Origin of the sequence: Streptomyces sp. NPDC053560, from assembly GCF_044544605.1 — a bacterium.
Classification (GTDB): domain Bacteria; phylum Actinomycetota; class Actinomycetes; order Streptomycetales; family Streptomycetaceae; genus Streptomyces.
This window is the reverse complement of sequence record NZ_JBITXI010000012.1, coordinates 177,005-195,827: the sequence shown is the minus strand read 5'-3', so window position 1 is coordinate 195,827 and position 18,823 is coordinate 177,005. Positions and strand designations below refer to the sequence as shown.

At 72.3% G+C, this 18,823-nt stretch carries 13 protein-coding genes; 12 read left to right on the top strand and 1 reads right to left on the bottom strand.

From position 1 onward, the window contains the following. Window positions 1–15: 15 nt before the first annotated feature. The 6 genes from ACIGQF_RS27930 (at window position 16) to ACIGQF_RS27905 (ending at window position 10,635) form a co-directional block, all read left to right on the top strand. Window positions 16–2,100, top strand: a complete 2,085-nt coding sequence (locus ACIGQF_RS27930; protein WP_399715523.1) for a glycogen debranching N-terminal domain-containing protein — start codon at window positions 16–18, stop codon at window positions 2,098–2,100. Window positions 2,101–2,148: 48 nt separating this feature from the next. Next, entirely contained in the window at window positions 2,149–2,913 is a 765-nt protein-coding gene (locus ACIGQF_RS27925) for an NUDIX domain-containing protein (RefSeq protein WP_399715521.1), read from the top strand. A 435-nt stretch (window positions 2,914–3,348) separates the two neighbouring features. Then, window positions 3,349–5,799 carry an ATP-binding cassette domain-containing protein gene (locus ACIGQF_RS27920; RefSeq protein WP_399715517.1) on the top strand — a complete coding sequence of 817 codons (2,451 nt, stop codon included), beginning with the start codon at window positions 3,349–3,351 and terminating at the stop codon, window positions 5,797–5,799. A gap of 344 nt (window positions 5,800–6,143) precedes the next feature. Continuing rightward, complete coding sequence (locus ACIGQF_RS27915; protein ID WP_399715514.1) at window positions 6,144–7,115, top strand: FadR/GntR family transcriptional regulator; 972 nt, start codon at window positions 6,144–6,146, stop codon at window positions 7,113–7,115. A gap of 980 nt (window positions 7,116–8,095) precedes the next feature. After that, window positions 8,096–9,673 (top strand): RNA polymerase sigma factor, encoded by a 1,578-nt coding sequence (locus ACIGQF_RS27910; protein WP_361562980.1) that lies wholly within the window; start codon window positions 8,096–8,098, stop codon window positions 9,671–9,673. Window positions 9,674–9,810: 137 nt separating this feature from the next. Continuing rightward, window positions 9,811–10,635 carry a serine protease gene (locus tag ACIGQF_RS27905; RefSeq protein WP_399715511.1) on the top strand — a complete coding sequence of 275 codons (825 nt, stop codon included), beginning with the start codon at window positions 9,811–9,813 and terminating at the stop codon, window positions 10,633–10,635. Between the two features lie 263 nt (window positions 10,636–10,898). Here ACIGQF_RS27905 and ACIGQF_RS27900 read toward each other — a convergent pair whose 3' ends face one another. Next, window positions 10,899–11,129 carry a hypothetical protein gene (locus tag ACIGQF_RS27900; RefSeq protein ID WP_361562978.1) on the bottom strand — a complete coding sequence of 77 codons (231 nt, stop codon included), beginning with the start codon at window positions 11,127–11,129 and terminating at the stop codon, window positions 10,899–10,901. 435 nt (window positions 11,130–11,564) lie between these two features. Here ACIGQF_RS27900 and ACIGQF_RS27895 point away from each other — a divergent pair, with 435 nt between their 5' ends. The 6 genes from ACIGQF_RS27895 (at window position 11,565) to ACIGQF_RS27870 (ending at window position 18,768) form a co-directional block, all read left to right on the top strand. Beyond that, window positions 11,565–13,685: a type IIA DNA topoisomerase subunit B gene (locus tag ACIGQF_RS27895; RefSeq protein WP_399715507.1), complete on the top strand. Its 2,121-nt coding sequence runs from the start codon at window positions 11,565–11,567 to the stop codon at window positions 13,683–13,685. 108 nt (window positions 13,686–13,793) lie between these two features. Then, window positions 13,794–14,330 carry a DUF1453 domain-containing protein gene (locus ACIGQF_RS27890; RefSeq protein WP_399715504.1) on the top strand — a complete coding sequence of 179 codons (537 nt, stop codon included), beginning with the start codon at window positions 13,794–13,796 and terminating at the stop codon, window positions 14,328–14,330. A 38-nt stretch (window positions 14,331–14,368) separates the two neighbouring features. After that, a complete protein-coding gene (locus tag ACIGQF_RS27885; protein ID WP_399715769.1) occupies window positions 14,369–15,556 on the top strand; it encodes a sensor histidine kinase in 1,188 nt (395 codons plus the stop codon). Further along, window positions 15,535–16,227 (top strand): response regulator, encoded by a 693-nt coding sequence (locus ACIGQF_RS27880; protein WP_399715501.1) that lies wholly within the window; start codon window positions 15,535–15,537, stop codon window positions 16,225–16,227. Before ACIGQF_RS27885 ends, ACIGQF_RS27880 begins: the two co-directional genes overlap by 22 nt. Window positions 16,228–16,585: 358 nt before the next feature. After that, window positions 16,586–17,086: a DUF485 domain-containing protein gene (locus tag ACIGQF_RS27875; protein WP_399715766.1), complete on the top strand. Its 501-nt coding sequence runs from the start codon at window positions 16,586–16,588 to the stop codon at window positions 17,084–17,086. After that, on the top strand, window positions 17,083–18,768 hold the full coding sequence (locus ACIGQF_RS27870; RefSeq protein WP_399715498.1) for a cation acetate symporter: 1,686 nt from the start codon (window positions 17,083–17,085) through the stop codon (window positions 18,766–18,768). Before ACIGQF_RS27875 ends, ACIGQF_RS27870 begins: the two co-directional genes overlap by 4 nt. Window positions 18,769–18,823: the final 55 nt, after the last annotated feature.

Here is an 18,823-nt window from a genome sequence, read left to right as displayed (position 1 = left end):
CAGGGAGCACCCCCCATGGCAGGCATGTTCCCCACCCCACCGCAGACCCACCCGGCCCCCGCACGGCAACGCGCCGCGCCGCCGCCCCGCCCACCCGAGCCGCAACCCGTCCACACCGCCCTGATCTGCGTGGCCCTGCCCGCACTCGTCATCTCCTCCGGCACCAACGGGCAGCTCACCGGCAACGGCATGGAAGGGTTCTACCGCTCCGGCAGGCGGGTCCTCGCCCGCTGCGTCCTCCGAGTCGCCGGAGCCCAGCCGCTCACCGTGCAGGCAAGGACGCTCGGCGCCGACCGCGCCCGCTTCACGGGCACCCTCCGCACACCCCACGACCCCGGCCCCGACCCGGGCCTCCTCGTCGAACGCCTGCGGAACGCCGACGGCACCGAACGCATCACCCTGCACAACAACACCCCCCGGGCCCTGCGCCTTCCCGTGGAGATCACCTTCTCCACCGACCTCGCCGAACTGAGCGCCGTCGCCCTCGGGCTTCCCGGCCCCGACCTGCCCGCCTCCGTCCACGCGGCCGGACTCCGCTGGACCACCGACACCGTCCACGCCACCGTCACGGCCACCCCGCCACCGGACGACGCGCTCGCCGCCGCCGGACTGCTCCGCTGGAACCTGGACCTGCCACCCGGCGCCCCACGCACCATCGAACTCACCGTCCGCAGCGGCACCACCGGGCCGACGCACCCACCCACCGGAGGAGCCGCCCTCCCCGCCGCCGGAACGCACGCCACTCGACCGCCCCGCCCCTGGTCCACCGCCCGCCTCCAGTGCGACGACCCCCGCGCGAGCGCCCTGCTCACCACCGCACTCGACGACCTCAACGGCCTCCTGACCCGGGACCCCGCCGTACCGGCCGACACCGGACTCGCGGCCGGCATCCCCTGGCGGTGCACCCCGGCCCCGGCCGAGGCCCTGGCCGCGGCCCGCATGCTCCTTCCGCTCGGCACCCGGCTCGCCGCCGGCACCCTCCGCACTCTCGCCCGCAGCCAACACGCGGCCCCGGGGCCGGATTTCGGCCGAATTCCCGGCCCCCTGAGGGACGCGGGCCCCCACTCGCCACCGAGCTGCACCGGCATCGAGGCAACCCTGCTGTTCCCCGCGGTCCTCGCCGAAGCCCGGCGATGGGGCCTGCCCGCCCCCGACGTCGAACGCCTGCTGCCCGCCGCCGAACGCTGCCTCACCTGGCTGCGCGCCACATCGGCCCGCGTCGCCGGCCCCTCGGCAGGCGCCGGCTGCGTACCCGACCCGGCCCCCGCCGGCCCCTACCGCTGCGAGACCCAGGCGCACGCCCACCGCGCGGCGCTGCTCGGCGCCGACCTCCTCGACGCGTGCGACCGTCCCGGCGCCGAAGAGCTGCGCGAATGGGCCGCCGAACTCCGCCGCCGGTTCCGCGACCACTTCTGGATCGACGACCCCGGCGGCGGTCGCCCCGCGGCCCTGTGCGCACCCGACGGCAGGCCGCTCACGCGCCTCGTCTCCGGTGCCGCCCACCTCCTGGACACCGGCCTGCTCGGCAGCGGGACGTACGCCCCCGGGCTGCTCGACGGCGTCCGTATGGAACAGGTCGCGAAACTGCTGAACAGCCCTGTCCTCGACACCGGCTGGGGCCTGCGCGGCCTCGGCAGCAAGGAGGACGGCTACAACCCCTTCGGGCACCGCAGCGGAGCGGTCCGCGTCCACGAGACCGCCGTCGCCGCATCCGCCCTGGCCGCAGCGGGCCGGGAGGCGGAGGCGACGTCGTTGATCAGAGGGCTGCTGGACGCCTCGGAGAGCTTCGGGTACCGCCTCCCGGAGATGTACGCGGGACACCAGCGCACCGGCGACGGCGCCCCCGTACCGCACCCCACGGCCTGCCGGCCCGCCGCGGTGGCCGCGGCGGGCGCGGTGCACGCGCTGCTCGCCCTGGTGGGCATCCGCCCGGACGTCCCGGGCGGCACGCTCTCCGTGCGGCCGCTCTCCGGTACGCCGCTGGGTGCCCTGCACGTCGCCGGTCTGACGGTCGCGGAGCAGCCGTTCTCCGTCCGTGTCGGCGGCCGTGGCCTGGGGATGGTGGAGGAGGCGGCGGATGGCCTGCAACTGGGGGCGTGAAGAGGTGGACCGCCTGTTTATCGTCAGGCGGACGACTATGATCGCGACATGCCTCCCTACGACCCGTCGGCCTTCCCCCCGTTCGCCGTCACCGTCGACCTGGTCGTGCTCACCGTGCGCAAACACGCGTTGTGCGCGTTGGCCGTCCGCCGCGGTGAGCCACCGTTCCAGGGGCGGTGGGCCCTGCCCGGAGGATTCGTACGGGCCGACGAAGATTTGGAGACGGCGGCGACCAGGGAACTCGCCGAGGAGACCGGCCTGCAGGCGCACGGCCCGGCGGGCCCCCAGCTGGCCCCCGGCGCGCATCTCGAACAGCTCGCCACGTACGGGGACCCCAAGCGCGACCCGCGGATGCGCGTCGTCAGCGTCGCCCACCTGGTGCTCGCCCCCGACCTGCCGGCACCGCGCGCCGGCGGCGACGCGCACGGCGCCCGCTGGGCGCCCGTCGAGACGCTCCTGGAGCAGGAGAACGGCCTCGCCCGGGACAGCGACCAGGCCGCGCCGCTGGCCTTCGACCACGCGCGCATCCTCGGGGACGGCGTCGAACGGGCCCGCTCCAAGATCGAGTACTCCTCGCTCGCCACCGCGTTCTGCCCGCAGGAGTTCACGGTCGGAGAGCTGCGCCGGGTGTACGAGGCGGTCTGGGGCGTCGCCCTGGACCCCCGCAACTTCCACCGCAAGGTGACCGGCACGCCGGGCTTCCTCGTCCCGACCGGGGGGACGACGACCCGTCAGGGCGGCCGCCCGGCCCAGCTCTTCAGCGCAGGCGGCGCCACACTGCTGAACCCGCCGATGCTCCGCCCGGAGGTGTGAGCCGGGGTCGGCGCTTGGTGCCTGCTGCTCTTGGGCGTGCTGTAGCGGCTGTACCGACTGTGTCTGCTGTATCCGCTCTTCATGGGCGAGGGGGTGGCGGGAGGGGGCGGGGGGTGGGGGGAGCCCCCCCCGGGCGCCAGCGGGACACGAGCGTGGCAATGCGCCTGGCATTGCGGGCAAATTGGACATTAAGGGTTACCGTGGCGGGGTGAGTCCTCCAGTCCCCGCAGCGCTCGCAACGTCCGCCCCTGCTTCCCCCGCCCACCCCTCCGGCCGTCCCCTCGGTCACCCCTCCAGTCACCCCTCGGCCTCTGCCGCGATGACGGTGATGACGGTGATGACGACGGTCACGGCGATCGCGACGGTCACGGTCATGGCGGCGGCCGTAGGGCGCGCCCCCGGCGTTGGGCTGCCGCGTACCGTGCGAGGCGCGCGATGATCCAGGCCGTCGGACTGACCAGCGAGGCCCGTCGTGGCCTGCCGCCCGCCGTGGACGACCTGACCTTCGAGGCGCCGGCCGGCCAGGTCACGGTCCTCCTCGGGGCCAGGGGTGCGGGCAAGACGACGGCACTGCGCCTGATGCTGCGGATGGAGCGCGGACGGGGTATCACGCTCTTCCGCGGCCGCCCCCTGCACCGCCTGCCGAACCCGGCGCGCGAACTGGGCGTACTGCTCGGCGACGTACCCGGCCACCCCTCCCGCACCGCCCGGTCGCACCTGCGGATGCTCACCGCGGCGGCCGGCGTCCCGGCGGACCGCGCCGAGGACGTCCTGGAGGTCGTCGGTCTCAGCGGCCTGGCGGAGGAGCGGCTGGGCGAGTTCTCGCGCGGCATGGACCGCCGCCTCGGCATGGCGGCCGCCCTGCTCGGAGACCCGCACACGCTGCTCCTCGACGAACCCGACGAAGGGGTGTCGCCCCGCGAGGCGGCGTGGCTGTACGGGCTGCTGCGGGGATTTGCCGCACAGGGCGGCAGCGTGCTCGTCACGGCTTCGGACCCCAAGACCGCCGCCCGGCTGGGCGACCGGATCGTCACGGTCGAGGACGGCCGGCTGCTCGCCGACCAGGAGGCCGCCGAGTTCACGCACACCCGGCTGCGGCCGCGCGTCAGCGTCCGGTCCCCGCACGCGGACCGGCTGGCGGCGATCCTGATCGACGAGTGGCAGCGTGCCGACCCGGCCGTGGACCCGCGCGCCGAGCAGGCGCTGGAGGTCGTACGCGAGAGCGGCAACCGCATCGCTGTCTACGGGAGCAACTGTGCGCTGGTGGGGGACACGGCGTACCGGCACGGCATCCTCGTGCACCAGCTCGCGGACGAGATCGGCGACGCCAGGCCGACCATTCCGCTGAACCGGGCCGACGGCCGGCTGGCGGCGAGGCTGGCGACCGGCCACGGCGCGATGGTGGCCGCGGAGACCGCCAAGGACGAGGGGGAGTACGAGAAGAGCGACGCGAGGTACGCCGGGACACCGCACGAGCGGTCGGCGGACGACCCGCACGCGGACGCGTACGAGAGCGGGCGACGGCCCGACGATGCCGAGAGCGCAGAGACGCACGCGGAGGCGTACGCAGATACGTACGCCGAGACGCACACCACCCCGGTCGCACCTGACGAAGCCGCCGAGGCGAACGCGAACCCGGGTGAGCCGGTGCGGAAGGATGCGGGAGGCCACTGCGCCCTCATCTCGGGACCCGGCGGCACGCGAGCCGGCGTCTCGGGGTCCGGCGGCACGGGAGAAGCGGAGCGGGCCGGAGGCCTCCAGGCGAGCCGGAGGCGCGTCACCACCTCCGGCCGCGCCCTCTCGGTGGCGGACCGCGGCAGCGTCAACGGCAGCGACAGGGGCAACGTCAACGGCAAAGCCAACGGCAGCGCCAACGACAGCGCCAACGGCGGCGAACTCACCACGACGCTCGAACTCCCCGTCATCCCCGCCGACGACGCACAAGCTCCTCGCCCCGAAAACTCAACGGGCACCTCCAGCGCCTCGTCCCACAGCCACAGCCACACCCACAGCCCCGCCCCCGCCCCCGGCGCCCCCGCCCCCCGTGCGCCGCGCCACGCCCCCACCCCCCGCGGCAGGATCCAGCCCTCCGGCCTCGTGCTGCCGCGGTTGCCCGCTCCGGGGCCCGCGTGGCCTGTCCGGTACGAGATCCGGCGGGCGGTCAGTGACCGTACGGCGATGGGCGTCGGGCTGCTCGTACTGCTCGTGTCGCTCGTCCTGGCGTGGGTGCTGGCGCGCGGTGGTGACGTGTCGGCGGCACGCGCGCTGGCGGGGTGGCCGGACCGGTTGCCGTTCCCGCCCGCCGCGGTGGGGGCCGGCCTGATCGGCGCGCTCGCCTTTGGCCAGGAGTTCCGGTACCCGGCGCTCGCACCCGAACAGGGTTCCGTACCCCGCAGATTGCGGCTGCTGGGCGCCAAGCTGCTGATCAGTGCGGCGAGCGCGCTCGTACTGGCGGTCGCCTCGGCCTTCCTCAGCAGCGTGACCGTGGGCTACGTCTTCGGTGTGCAGGCGTTGCCCCCGGTCGCCGACTGGCCGCTGCTGTCGCTCGGTTGGGCCGCGCTGCTGATGGGGTCCGCGTGGGCCGGTCTCCTCGCGGCGGGGATCTTCCGGTCGACCGCCATGGGACTGGCGGCGGTCCTGGCGGTGCCCGTAGCCGTGGTTCCGCTCGTCCAGGGACTGCTGAGCGATGCGACGGCGCGCTCGGCGATCGGTTTTCCGGCGCGGGTGCAGGCCACGGCCGCGGTCCGGTGGCCGTCCCGGGTCGGTGAGCTGACCGATGCCGCCTGGCGGCTGGCGGCGCAGCCGGTGGTCGGCGCGATGGGGCTGTCGCTCGCCGTCCTGCTGTGCGCATATGCCGTCACGGCCTTGCGCCGGAGGGCACGTTGAGGATGCGCGGGACGCGGAACAGCGGTAGAGGGCGGAGAAGTGAGGGACAAGCCCGTCGAGTGAAGCCGAGTGCATCTGACGGATGAAAATGACAGAAGAACGTGAGACGCGGAGGGCCGGGGAAGGGAACAGAGGAAGCGGGAAGGTGGCCGAGGAGGCCGGGGTCAAGGGTGTGGACGACGCGAAAGGCGAGGTGAGCGGCGGGTTGAGCGCGTAGCGGTACGTCCGGGGCGCCGACGCCTTTCGAACTCCGCATCGCGTGAACTGTCCTCAGCTCCGCGTATTGCGTCTGGTTCCTTCCGATAAAGCGTCAATTGTAGGGTGATGAGCGATCACCCTTTCGTGTGCTTTTCACCAAAGCCCTCAAGGCGGTCCGGCACGTCGCCGACAAAGGATGCGTGAGTACCCTTGCGCACACCATGATGACCGCGACTCGCCCCGCCGACTCCGGCCTCACCGGCCCGGGCGAGCTCGACCGCTACCCCTACGCCGACGCCGTCGGTGGCGAGCGCACCGACCGCGTGGCTCCCGTATGGGACGGCCAAGAAAGCGAGATGGCCCGGGTCGGCCGCCGCACCGCCGGCAGCCGCGGCCGTGGCCTGCACGGCCAACTGGTCCAGCAGCTCGGCCAGATGATCGTCTCCGGCGACCTCGGCGCCGACCGCCCGCTCGTCCCGGAAGAGATCGGCCAGCGCTTCGAGGTCTCCCGGACCGTCGTCCGTGAATCGCTGCGTGTCCTGGAGGCCAAGGGCCTGGTCAGCGCGCGCCCGAACGTCGGCACCCGGGTCCGTCCGGTCAGCGACTGGAACCTCCTCGACCCCGACATCATCGAGTGGCGGGCGTACGGACCGCAGCGCGACGACCAGCGCCGTGAGCTGTGCGAGCTGCGCTGGACCATCGAGCCGCTCGCCGCCCGCCTCGCCGCGGGGCACGGCCGTGAGGACGTGCAGCAGCGCCTCGCCGACATGGTCGAGATCATGGGCCACTCCGCCGCCCAGGGGGACTCCCTGACGTTCGCCCGGGCGGACGCGGAGTTCCACTCGCTGCTCCTCCAGCTCACCGGCAACCGCATGCTGGAGCACCTCTCCGGCATCGTCTCCGCCGCCCTTCAGGTCTCCGGCGGCTCGGCCCTCGGCTGCGAGCACCCCGTCGAGACCTCCGTCGGCCAGCACATGAAGATCGTCGACGCGATCGGCGCGGGCGACGCCGCCGGTGCGGAGGTCGCGATGCGTCAGCTGCTCGCGACCGGCGGCGAGACCGGGGTGCCCGGAGCGGGCGCGGTGGACCACGTGGTTCCCGCCCCTCGCGAGCACTGAACGGCGCCTGGACCCGGTCGCATCTGATCGGACCCGGTCGCACTCGGTCGGACCCGGTCAGCTCTGAGCGGTGTCCGCGCCCGGCCGTACCGAACGACGACGCTGCCCCTGCGGGCGCGCGGCCGACCGGCGACCCGGGCCCCTGCCCAGCAGAAACCGTACGTCGCACCGCCCTCGCCCGGTCGCTCCGCCCGGTCGCCCCGACGGGGCGCGCCGACCGTTCGCCTCGACCGGTCACGTCGGCCGCTCGTCTCGATCGACCCGGTCACGTCGGCCGTTCGCCCGTGGCGGAGGCGCCCCGCCGCGCCCCGCTCCTGAGGCGAGGGCCGCGAGGCGCGTGGTGCCGGCGCGACGCCGCAGTGACCGGGCAGCGCCGCCGCTACGCCGAAGCGCCGTGAGTGACCACGTACAACGCAGCGCAACGCACCGCAGCGCGAGGCGGCGCGAGCACGCGGGCGAGCACCGCAACCAGGCTGTGCTTGCCGCGCTGCCCGCAGGAGTCGGCTGCCCGTACGAGTCGACTGTCCGTACGAGTCGACTGTCCGTACGAGCCGGTGGGCCGGTTGGCGAGCCGTACGCCTTCGTGCGGCGCGGCCGCCCGGCCGGCCGTGTCGCACGCGCGGGCGGCGGCACGGCGGGACGTGCCGGTACCGGCCGACCGCCCGGCGTTCCTCGCGCTCCTCCCGGGGCCCGGGGGTCCGCCGAAGCGCCGCCTCTCGCCCTCATCCCTCCAGTACGCCCCCACATCGATAAAAATGTGACGTTATGGGGTGTGACTCGGGCCACGCGGATTGGGCGTAACGCTCTGCGGGAGAGCGCGATGACTTAAGAGGTGATAGCCGAGGAGGGAATACGGCGGCCGTTCGCGGCGCTGTTCAACTCCCTGGTTGCCCTTGCGCCGTCGGCCCACCCCCGCCGACGGTCGTCGGCTCCGGTCCACAGTGGACGGGGTCGGAAGCCGTTTCCATCGTTCCGAGAGGTTGTTCGTGTCGGCCAGCACATCCCGTACGCTCCCGCCGGAGATCGCCGAGTCCGAGTCTGTGATGGCGCTCATCGAGCGGGGAAAGGCTGATGGGCAGATCGCCGGCGATGACGTGCGTCGGGCCTTCGAGGCTGACCAGATTCCGCCAACCCAGTGGAAGAACGTTCTGCGCAGCCTCAACCAGATCCTCGACGAGGAGGGTGTGACGCTGATGGTCAGTGCCGCAGAGGCGCCCAAGCGCACCCGCAAGAGCGTCGCAGCGAAGAGTCCGGCGAAGCGCACCGCCACCAAGACCGTCGCGGCCAAGACGGCCGCGGTGAAGAAGACCACCGCGGCTGCCCCGGCCATGCCGCTGGCCTCGGCCGCGGCGGTGGACGGCCCCGGCGCCGAGGCGGACCCCGCCCCGGCGAAGAAGGCGGCGGCCAAGAAGGTCACCGCGAAGAAGGCCACGGCCAAGAAGACGGCCGCGAAGAAGACGACGGCGAAGAAGGCCGCCAAGAAGGACGCGGTCGACGAGATCCTCGAAGAGGACGGCGTCGAGGAGACCCCGGCGGCGCCGGGCAAGGGCGATGCGCCCGAGACCCCCGAAGGCGCCGAGGCCGCGGGCTTCGTGCTGTCGGACGACGACGAGGACGACGCCCCTGCGCAGCAGGTCGCCGCGGCCGGCGCCACCGCCGACCCGGTCAAGGACTACCTCAAGCAGATCGGTAAGGTCCCGCTGCTCAACGCCGAGCAGGAGGTCGAGCTCGCCAAGCGCATCGAGGCCGGTCTGTTCGCCGAGGACAAGCTGGCGAACTCCGACAAGCTGGCGCCGAAGCTGAAGCGCGAGCTGGAGATCATCGCCGAGGACGGCCGCCGCGCCAAGAACCACCTGCTGGAGGCCAACCTCCGCCTCGTGGTCTCGCTGGCCAAGCGCTACACCGGCCGCGGCATGCTGTTCCTGGACCTGATCCAGGAAGGCAACCTCGGTCTGATCCGTGCGGTCGAGAAGTTCGACTACACCAAGGGTTACAAGTTCTCGACGTACGCGACGTGGTGGATCCGCCAGGCGATCACCCGCGCCATGGCCGACCAGGCGCGTACGATCCGTATCCCTGTCCACATGGTCGAGGTCATCAACAAGCTCGCCCGTGTGCAGCGCCAGATGCTCCAGGACCTGGGCCGCGAGCCCACCCCGGAGGAGCTGGCCAAGGAACTCGACATGACCCCCGAGAAGGTCATCGAGGTCCAGAAGTACGGCCGCGAGCCCATTTCGCTGCACACGCCGCTGGGCGAGGACGGCGACAGCGAGTTCGGTGACCTCATCGAGGACTCCGAGGCCGTGGTGCCGGCCGACGCGGTCAGCTTCACTCTTCTGCAGGAACAGCTCCACTCGGTCCTTGACACGCTCTCGGAGCGTGAGGCGGGCGTCGTTTCGATGCGCTTCGGCCTCACCGACGGCCAGCCCAAGACGCTGGACGAGATCGGCAAGGTCTACGGCGTCACGCGTGAGCGTATCCGTCAGATCGAATCCAAGACGATGTCCAAGCTGCGGCACCCCTCGCGTTCGCAGGTGCTCCGCGACTACCTCGACTGACGCCGCAGGTCACAGGGCATAGGGGCCCGGCCGCTCCCGATGGGGGGTGGCCGGGCCCTCGGCGTGTCCGGGGTGCGGCGCGCGACACGCTGACTCACTCTGGGTGTACGAAAGCTCCCCCAGAGTCAGGAGTCGGTATGGGCATCCGCATCCGCGCTGTCACCACGGTCCTCGCCGTCATCGCGCCGGCCGTCGCCGTACTCGGAGTCCCGGGACCAGCTGCCGCGGACAGTGTCATCGTGGGCGGACGGCAGGTGCAGGCTTCGTCGAGCCCGTGGGTCGTGGCGCTGGCGAGCCGTGAGCGCTTCGGGGACGAGCGTTCCGGGCAGTTCTGCGGCGGCGTGCTCGTGGGCCCCTCCACGGTGCTCACCGCGGCGCACTGCATGGGCAAGGACGTGCTGGGTGCGTCGCCGGACGCGGTGCCGGACCTGCGAGTGATCGTCGGACGTACTGATCTGCGGGGCCGGGCGGGCAGGGAGATGGCGACCCGCAGCGTCTGGATCAATCCTTCGTACGACGCGACGACGAACTCCGGGGACTTCGCTGTGGTGAGGCTGCGCGGGACCGCTCCGGGGCGTGCGCTGCCGATGGCGAGCACGTACGACCGCGCGTATCGGCCGGGGACGCCGGCGGCGGTCTACGGCTGGGGTGACACGACCGGCAACGGTACGTACTCCTCGGTGCTGCGCGCGGCGCGGGTGCAGGTCATGCCGGACGCGTCCTGTCGCCGGGCGTACCCGAAGAGTGTGGACGGTACGTACGACCCGGCCTCGATGCTGTGCGCGGGGACGCAGCAGGGCGGGCACGACGCGTGCCAGGGGGACAGCGGAGGTCCGCTCGTGGCGAACGGGCGGCTGGTGGGGCTGGTGTCCTGGGGGACCGGCTGCGGTGAGGCGGGCAAGCCCGGTGTCTACACGCGGGTTTCCGCTGCCAGGCAGGCGGTGCTGGGTCAGGGCGCCTGAGGGGCGCTGAGGGCGGCCGCGTGGGCCGCCGGTGGCAGTGGGGGCTGGAGGGCGGTTGGAGAGCCGCGTAAGGGCCCGGGGTGCCCCTCGACGGGGGAGAAAGCCCCGGGCCGTGCGGTGCGAGCTCCCTGGCGGAGCCGTGAACGCCGCAGGCCGTGAGACGGACGGGCGAGTACGAGAGCGGGCGGTCTCCCCGGTGATCCGGGGGAACCGCCCGCGCACGGCTCTTGGCCGTTACTCGCTCGTCGTCGGTGTGCGATGTGTCAGCGTTCCTCTTCGGACGCGGACGCCGAAGTGGCGGTCAGCCGCTCCGTCTCGTCCTGTATCTCCGCGGCGATCTTCTTGAGTTCCGGCTCGAACTTGCGACCGTGGTGGGCGCAGAAGAGCAGTTCGCCGCCGGACATCAGGACGACGCGCAGGTAAGCCTGTGCGCCGCAGCGGTCGCAGCGGTCAGCGGCCGTCAGCGGGCTCGCGGGGGTCAGAACAGTAGTCACGTCGCCTCTTCTCTAGCTCGACGAGCTGTCGTACCAGGGTCAACATCCAACCAGGCCGAAAACGTTCCCGCTCGTGGCTTTTCCTCGAAAATTTTTTTCCGAGGCGGCCGGGTGCTGCCGGGTGGCGGCGAATGAGCCGTATTGCGGTGGTCTGATTCGAGGTGTCGGGTCGGGCCTTGTCCTCGCCGGCTGGGTTGCCGGTCGTTGATGAGGACGTGCCCGGAGCCTAAATGGTTCATGCCTCGAAGGGAACGTGATGTTCACGTCACCCACACGTGGAATAGAACGTACGAGCGAAAACCTACTAGCATGGGCCCGCTTACGGGTGGCGTCACAACGGCTCTACCAAGGCCTCGGTACCCTCTGACCGGCGACACCGCCACACCAGGGTCCGCGGAATGCGGACCACCAGAAATTCAGCGAGGAGCGAACCGCGTGACCGCCGAGATGTCCGTGCCGTCCACCGCCGTGCTGACCGGGGCAGACCGGGACGGATCCAACTACACCGCGCGGCATCTGCTCGTCCTGGAGGGCCTGGAGGCCGTCCGCAAGCGCCCCGGCATGTACATCGGATCCACCGACAGCCGTGGTCTGATGCACTGCCTGTGGGAAATCATCGACAATTCCGTCGATGAGGCGCTGGGCGGCTACTGCGACCGCATCGAAGTGATCCTGCACGACGACGGCTCCGTGGAGGTGAAGGACAACGGCCGCGGCATCCCCGTCGATGTCGAGCCCAAAACCGGCCTCAGCGGCGTCGAGGTCGTCATGACCAAGCTGCACGCCGGCGGCAAGTTCGGCGGCGGCTCGTACGCGGCCTCCGGCGGCCTGCACGGCGTCGGCGCCTCCGTGGTCAACGCTCTCTCCGCCCGCCTGGACGTCGAGGTCGACCGCAGTTCCAAGACGCACTCCATCAGCTTCCGCCGCGGCGTTCCCGGCATCTTCACCGAGTCGGGCCCCGAGGCCCCCTTCGACCCCACCGGCGGGCTCGTCAAGGGCAAGCGCATCCCGAAGACCCGCACCGGCACCCGGGTGCGCTACTGGGCCGACCGCCAGATCTTCCTCAAGGACGCCAAGCTCTCCCTGGAGACGCTGCACGCCCGCGCCCGCCAGACCGCCTTCCTCGTGCCCGGCCTCACCCTCGTCGTACGGGACGAGCGCGGCATCGAGACCGAGGGGACGAGCGAGGAGACCTTCCACTACGACGGCGGCATCAGCGAATTCTGCGAGTACCTCGCCCAGGACAAGGCCGTCTGCGACGTGCTGCGCCTCTCGGGGCAGGGCACCTTCAAGGAGACGGTGCCGGTCCTGGACGACCGCGGGCACATGACGCCCACCGAGGTGACGCGCGAGCTCGGCGTGGACATCGCGCTGCGCTGGGGCACCGGGTACGACACGACCGTCAAGTCGTTCGTGAACATCATCGCCACCCCCAAGGGCGGCACCCACGTCACCGGCTTCGAACGCTCCGTGACCAAGACGGTCAATGAGGTGCTGCGCTCGGCCAAGCTGCTGCGCGTCGCCGAGGACGACGTCGTCAAGGACGACGCCCTCGAAGGGCTCACGGCCGTCGTCACCGTACGGCTGGCCGAGCCGCAGTTCGAAGGCCAGACCAAGGAGGTCCTCGGTACGTCGGCGGCCAACCGCATCGTCGCCAACGTGGTGGCCAAGGAGCTGAAGGCGTTCCTGACCTCCACCAAGCGCGACGCGAAGGCCCAGGCCCGCGCGGTCCTGGAGAAGGCCGTCGCGGCCGCCCGCACCCGTATCGCGGCCCGGCAGCACAAGGAGGCGCAGCGCAGGAAGACCGCGCTGGAGTCCTCCTCGCTGCCCGCCAAGCTGGCCGACTGCCGCAGCGACGACGTGGACCGCAGTGAGCTGTTCATCGTGGAGGGCGACTCGGCGCTCGGTACGGCCAAGCTCGCCCGCAACTCCGAATTCCAGGCGCTGCTGCCGATCCGTGGCAAGATCCTGAACGTCCAGAAGTCCTCGGTCTCGGACATGCTGAAGAACGCCGAATGCGGCGCGATCATCCAGGTGATAGGAGCCGGCTCGGGCCGTACCTTCGACATCGACGCGGCCCGCTACGGCAAGGTCATCTTCCTCGCCGACGCCGATGTCGACGGCGCGCACATCCGTACGCTGCTGCTCACACTCTTCCAGCGCTACATGCGCCCGATGATCGAGCAGGGCCGGGTCTTCTCCGCCGTGCCGCCGCTGCACCGCGTGGAGCTGATCAACCCGAAGAAGGGCCAGGACAAGTACATCTACACGTACTCGGACAACGAACTGCGGCAGACGCTCCTGGAACTCCAGCGCAAGAACGTCCGTTTCAAGGACAGCATCCAGCGCTACAAGGGTCTGGGCGAGATGGACGCCGACCAGCTCGCCGAGACCACGATGGACCCCCGCCACCGCACCCTGCGCCGGATCAACATCAGCGACCTGGAGAACGCCGAGAAGGCCTTCGACCTGCTCATGGGCAACGAGGTCGCGCCGCGCAAGGAGTTCATCACCAACTCCGCCGCGTCCCTGGACCTCTCGCGCATCGACACCTGAGCACCACCGCGCCGGGAGGGCCGTCCACCCACGGGTGGACGGCCCCCCGCGCATCTCCACCCGGGTCCCACCCGCGGGCCGATCCGCACGCCGCCGCGCGTTCCTAGCGTGGAAAGCGCCGACATCGTCCCGCACCCGGAGGCTCGAACCATGGGCGGCCTGCCCACCATCCTCGTCATCGCGGCGGTCGCCGCCCTCGTCATCGTCCGGCAGTTCAGCGCCCGGAAGGTCGCCGCCGACCGCAGGAGCTGGTGGGTGCTGCCCGCCGTCCTGGGCTACGTCGCGATCAGCCGGTCCGGCGGCGCCCTGCTGGACCCCACCCACCCCGTCGGCTCCGCGTTCCTCCTCGGCGCCGGCATCGCCGCCGGGCTCGCCACGGGCGCCGGGATCGCCTGGACCTCGCGCGTGTGGACCGACCGGGACGGCGTCGCGTGGTCCAAGGGGCGCGGCGTGACGGCCGCGGTCTGGGGCGTGGGCGTCGCCGTACGCCTCGGCCTCACCGGCCTCGGCGCGCTCCTCGGCGTACACCTGAACGGCCGGGCCACCCTCCTCACCGTCGCCGCCCTGCTGCTCGCCCAGTCCGGCGCCCTGGCCTGGCGGGCCGGGACGCTGACCCCGTCGTACGGTGTTGCTGCCCCCAGGTGAGCCACGAAGAACAGGAGCGTGCGTCCGTGCCGCTGTCCGTGCCGCTGCGCTCCTGGACGCGCTGGCCGCTGCGCGAAGCGCTCTCCCACGAGGGCATCAGCGTCATGCGCAGGCGGCTCGCGAGGCTCGTCCGCGGCATCGTGCTGGGCGCGCTGCTGTGGACCACGGCAGCCGACCCGGACGTACGCGGCTGGGTCGTGCCCGCCGGAGCGGCCGGCGTCCTCGCCGCCGGCGCCGTCTTCTGGGCCCTCTTCCGCACCTCCCTCCGCCACCTGCTGTGGCCCTCCGTGGCCCTGCTCCTCCTCCTGGAGGCCGGGGCCTTCGGCTTCCACGAGGCGGGGCTTACGGTGCCCTCCGTCGTGCTGTGGTGCGCCTGCGCCGTCACGGCCCTCGAACGCCTGCCGCTGGCCGCGGCGATCCCCTGCACCGCCGCGGCGCTCGGCGGGTACGCCCTGCTCACCGACGACGGTCTCTGGGGCACGGCGCTCACCACCGCCGGACTGGCCCTCGCCGGCTACACCCTGCGGCTGGACGCCGAGGCGCGCGGCAACGCCCACCGCCTCCTGGCCCAGGAACGCGCCGCCCGCGCGGCCGAGGCCGAGGCACGGGCCGCCGAGGCCGAATCGGCGGCGCTGGCCGAACGGGGCCGGATCGCCCGCGAGATCCACGACGTGCTCGCCCACAGTCTCAGCGCGCAGCTCGTGCACCTGGAAGCCGCCCGTCTGCTCATCGAACGCAGCCCCGACCTGGAGGGTTCCCGCACCGAGGTACTCGAACGGGTGACGACGGCCCGCAGGATGGCCCGCGAGGGCCTGGACGGCACCCGCCAGGCGCTGTCCGCACTGCGGGGCGACATGGCGCACGTCGAGACCTTCCTGCGCGAGCTGGCCGCCTCCGAGGGCGCCCGGCTGGACATCGTGGGGGAGAGCCGCACGCTGCCCCCGGAGGCCGGCCTCGCGGTCCGCAGAGTCGCGCAGGAAGCGCTGACCAACGTCCGCAAGCACGCGCCCGGAGCGCGCGTGGAGCTGCGCCTGGAGTACGCGACGGACGAGGTGGGGCTGCGTGTACGCGACTCCGGGGGCGGAGGCGCGCCCGGGGAGCTCGCGGACAGCGGCTCCGGATACGGTCTGCGGGGGATGCGCGAGCGCGCCGAACTGCTCGGCGGAACGCTGGAGTCGGGCCCCGAGGAGGAGGGTTTCGTGGTGTGGCTGCGAGTGCCGGCGTGAACGCGCGCGTGGTGGTCGCCGACGACCAGACCGTGGTGCGCGAGGGCATCGTGATGCTGCTGGGGCTGCTGCCCGGCATCGACGTCGTCGGCTCGGCCTCCGACGGGGAGGAGGCGGTCCGCCTGACCGCCGAACTGACCCCGGACGTCGTACTGATGGACCTCCGGATGCCGCGCTGCGACGGTGTCGAGGCGACGCGTCGCATCAGGGAGCGGCACCCCGCCACGCAGGTCGTCGTCCTGACGACGTACGCCGACGACGAGTCCCTCTTCCCGGCGCTCCGGGCGGGTGCGCGCGGCTATCTCACGAAGGACGCCGACGGCGACGAGATCGTGCGGGCCGTCGAGGACGTGATGTCGGGGCAGGCCGGGCTCTCGCCGCAGATCCAGCGGCGGCTGCTGGAACAGTTCGCCGAGGCGCCGCCCGTACCCGGGGCCCACGCGCCGACGGTCGCCACGGAGCCGCCCGACGGCCTCACCGCCCGCGAGACCGAAGTGCTCGCGCTGGTCGCCGAAGGGCTCTCGAACCCCGAGATCTCCCGCCGGTTGCAGGTCTCCACCGCCACGGTGAAGACCCACATCAACAACCTCTTCGCCAAGGCCGGCCTGCGGGACCGGGCGCAGGCGATCCACTACGCCTACCGGCACGGCATCGCACGGCCCCCGGGGTGACCCGTAAGCGCGTCACCGCCCCGTTCGCGCTCAACACGGCTGTAAAACATCCCAGTTGGTCCGTCACCTGATGGGGTGAAGGATTCGCGATGGATGTCCGGGGACCACCGAATCTGTCCATCCTTGGGCGCACGGCCAGACAGGCCGCGGATCAAGGAGATGCCCGGTGGAGAAGCACGACGGCCGCCCGGCCGGAGCCGTCCGGCTCGACGACCCCTGGTACGACGCCCTCGCCCGGGGACAGGCCGGACAGGGGGCGGCCGAACGGGAGGACGCGGGGGAGGAGCCGGCACAGCAGCCGGACGCGCGCACGTACGTGGACGGCGACGTGCACACGTACACGGATGGCGAAGCGCGCATGTACACGGACGGCGACGCGCGCACGTACGCGGACGGCACGGAGCCGGCCGTCGAAGCACGGGGCGACGCCGCACCGGCCGGCGACGCGCCCACCGGGACGACGCCCTCCGCCCTCGCCTGGCCCGGCCTTCCTGCACAGCGTGCGGGCGCCCCCGAGAGGCCCGGCGACCCCAGCCACGCCGACGTCTACCTCACCGTGCAGCGCAGCGCCGCCTTCCAGGAGGTGCGCCGCCGCTACCGCAGCTTCGTGGTGCCCGCCACCGCCCTCTTCCTCACCTGGTACCTCGCGTACGTCATCGCCGCCGTCACCGTCCCCGGCGTGATGGCCCGCCAGGTGCTCGGCCCGCTCAACGTCGCCATGCTCGCCGGGCTCGGACAGTTCGTCACCACCTTCCTGCTCACCTGGGCGTACGCCCGGCATGCCCGGCTGCGCCGGGACCGTGCCGCGCTCGACCTGCGCTGGGAGACCCAGGAGATGACAGGAGGCAACGTCCGGTGACCAGCAGTCCAGCCGCCCTCGCCGCCACCACGGCGACCGACGACCACCAGATCCTGGCCCTGGTCCTCTTCAGCGCCTTCATCGCCGTGACCCTCGCGGTCACCGCTTGGGCAGGCCGCCGCAGGCACGGTTCCGCAGAGGAGTTCTACGCCGGCGGCAGACTCTTCTCCCCCATGGAGAACGGTTTCGCCATCGCCGGTGACTACATGTCCGCCGCCTCGTTCCTCGGCATCTCCGGCCTCATCGCCCTCTTCGGGTACGACGGCCTGCTCTACTCCGTCGGCTTCCTCGTCGCCTGGCTCCTGGTCCTTTTCCTGGTCGCCGAACTGGTCCGCAACTGCGGCCGCTACACCCTCGCCGACGTCGTCGCCTCCCGTATGCGCCGCCGCCCCGTCCGCATCGCCGCAGGCGCCTCCTCCATCACCGTCTCCGTGCTCTACCTCGTCGCCCAGATGGTCGGCGCCGGCAGCCTCGTCGCCCTCCTGCTCGGCGGCACGGGCCACACCGCACGCACGTGGACGGTCATCGGCGTCGGCGCCCTCATGGTCTTCTACGTGATCTGCGGCGGCATGCGGGCCACCACCTGGATCCAGATCATCAAGGCCGTGCTCCTCATGGGCGGCGCCCTCACCCTGACCCTCCTCGTGCTGCTCCGCTTCCACGGAGACCTCGGCGCGCTGCTCACGACAGCGGCACAACGCAGCGGCCACGGCGCGGACTTCCTCGCACCCGGACTCAAGTACGGCGGCACCTGGACGGCCCGGCTGGACTTCCTGAGCCTCGGGCTCGCGCTCGTCCTAGGGACCGCCGGCCTGCCGCACATCCTGTCCCGCTTCTACACCGTGCCCACCGCCCGCGCCGCCCGCCGCTCCGTGGTCTGGTCGATCGCCCTCATCGGCAGCTTCTACCTGATGACGATCGCGCTCGGCTTCGGTGCCGCCGCCGTCCTCGGGACCGACGCCGTACGGGCCGCCAACCCGGCCGGCAACACCGCCGTACCGCTCCTCGCCCTCGACCTCGGCGGCGGCCCGGAATCCACTGGCGGAACGATCCTGTTCGCCGTGGTCGCGGCGGTTGCCTTCGCCACGATCCTCGCCGTCGTCGCCGGCATCACCCTGGCCTCCTCGGCCTCCGTCGCACATGACCTGTACGGCGCTCTGCGGCGCCGCGGCCGCACCGGACGACGCCCGGCCTCACCGCGGCCGGACGCGGCCCTCAGCGAGCCGGCCACGGGCTTCCGCGAGGTCGCCGTCGCCCGGATCGCCGCGGCCCTGGTCGGAGCGGTGGCCATCGCCCTCGCCCTCCTGGCCCAGGACCTGAACGTCGCCTTCCTCGTGGGCCTCGCCTTCGCGGTCGCCGCCTCCGCCAACCTCCCCGTACTGCTCTACGCCCTCTTCTGGGGCCGCTTCACCACCAGGGGCGCCGTCTGGTCCGTCTACGGAGGGCTGCTGCCCGCGCTCGCCCTCGTGGCGCTCTCCCCGGTCGTCTCCGGAAGCCCCACGGCGATCTTCCCCGGCCTGGACTTCCAGCTCTTCCCGCTGGAGAACCCCGGCATCGTCTCCATCCCGCTCGGCTTCCTCTTCGGCTGGCTCGGCACGGTCACCTCGTCCGCGGCCCCCGACGCCGCCGCCCGCCACGCGGAGACGGAAGTACGGGCACTGACCGGCGCGGGAGCCGCGTGAGGTCGGCACAACCGCCCCGAGGGCCGTGTGAGCCTCCAGCCGCGCCCCGAAGAGC

Bases quoted from the DNA above. Each gene is read 5' to 3' on its own strand.
- ACIGQF_RS27930 (WP_399715523.1), top strand. From the start codon at position 16: ATGGCAGGCATGTTCCCCACCCCACCGCAGACCCACCCGGCCCCCGCA.
- ACIGQF_RS27925 (WP_399715521.1), top strand. From the start codon at position 2,149: ATGCCTCCCTACGACCCGTCGGCCTTCCCCCCGTTCGCCGTCACCGTC.
- ACIGQF_RS27920 (WP_399715517.1), top strand. From the start codon at position 3,349: ATGATCCAGGCCGTCGGACTGACCAGCGAGGCCCGTCGTGGCCTGCCG.
- ACIGQF_RS27905 (WP_399715511.1), top strand. From the start codon at position 9,811: ATGGGCATCCGCATCCGCGCTGTCACCACGGTCCTCGCCGTCATCGCG.
- ACIGQF_RS27875 (WP_399715766.1), top strand. From the start codon at position 16,586: ATGTACACGGACGGCGACGCGCGCACGTACGCGGACGGCACGGAGCCG.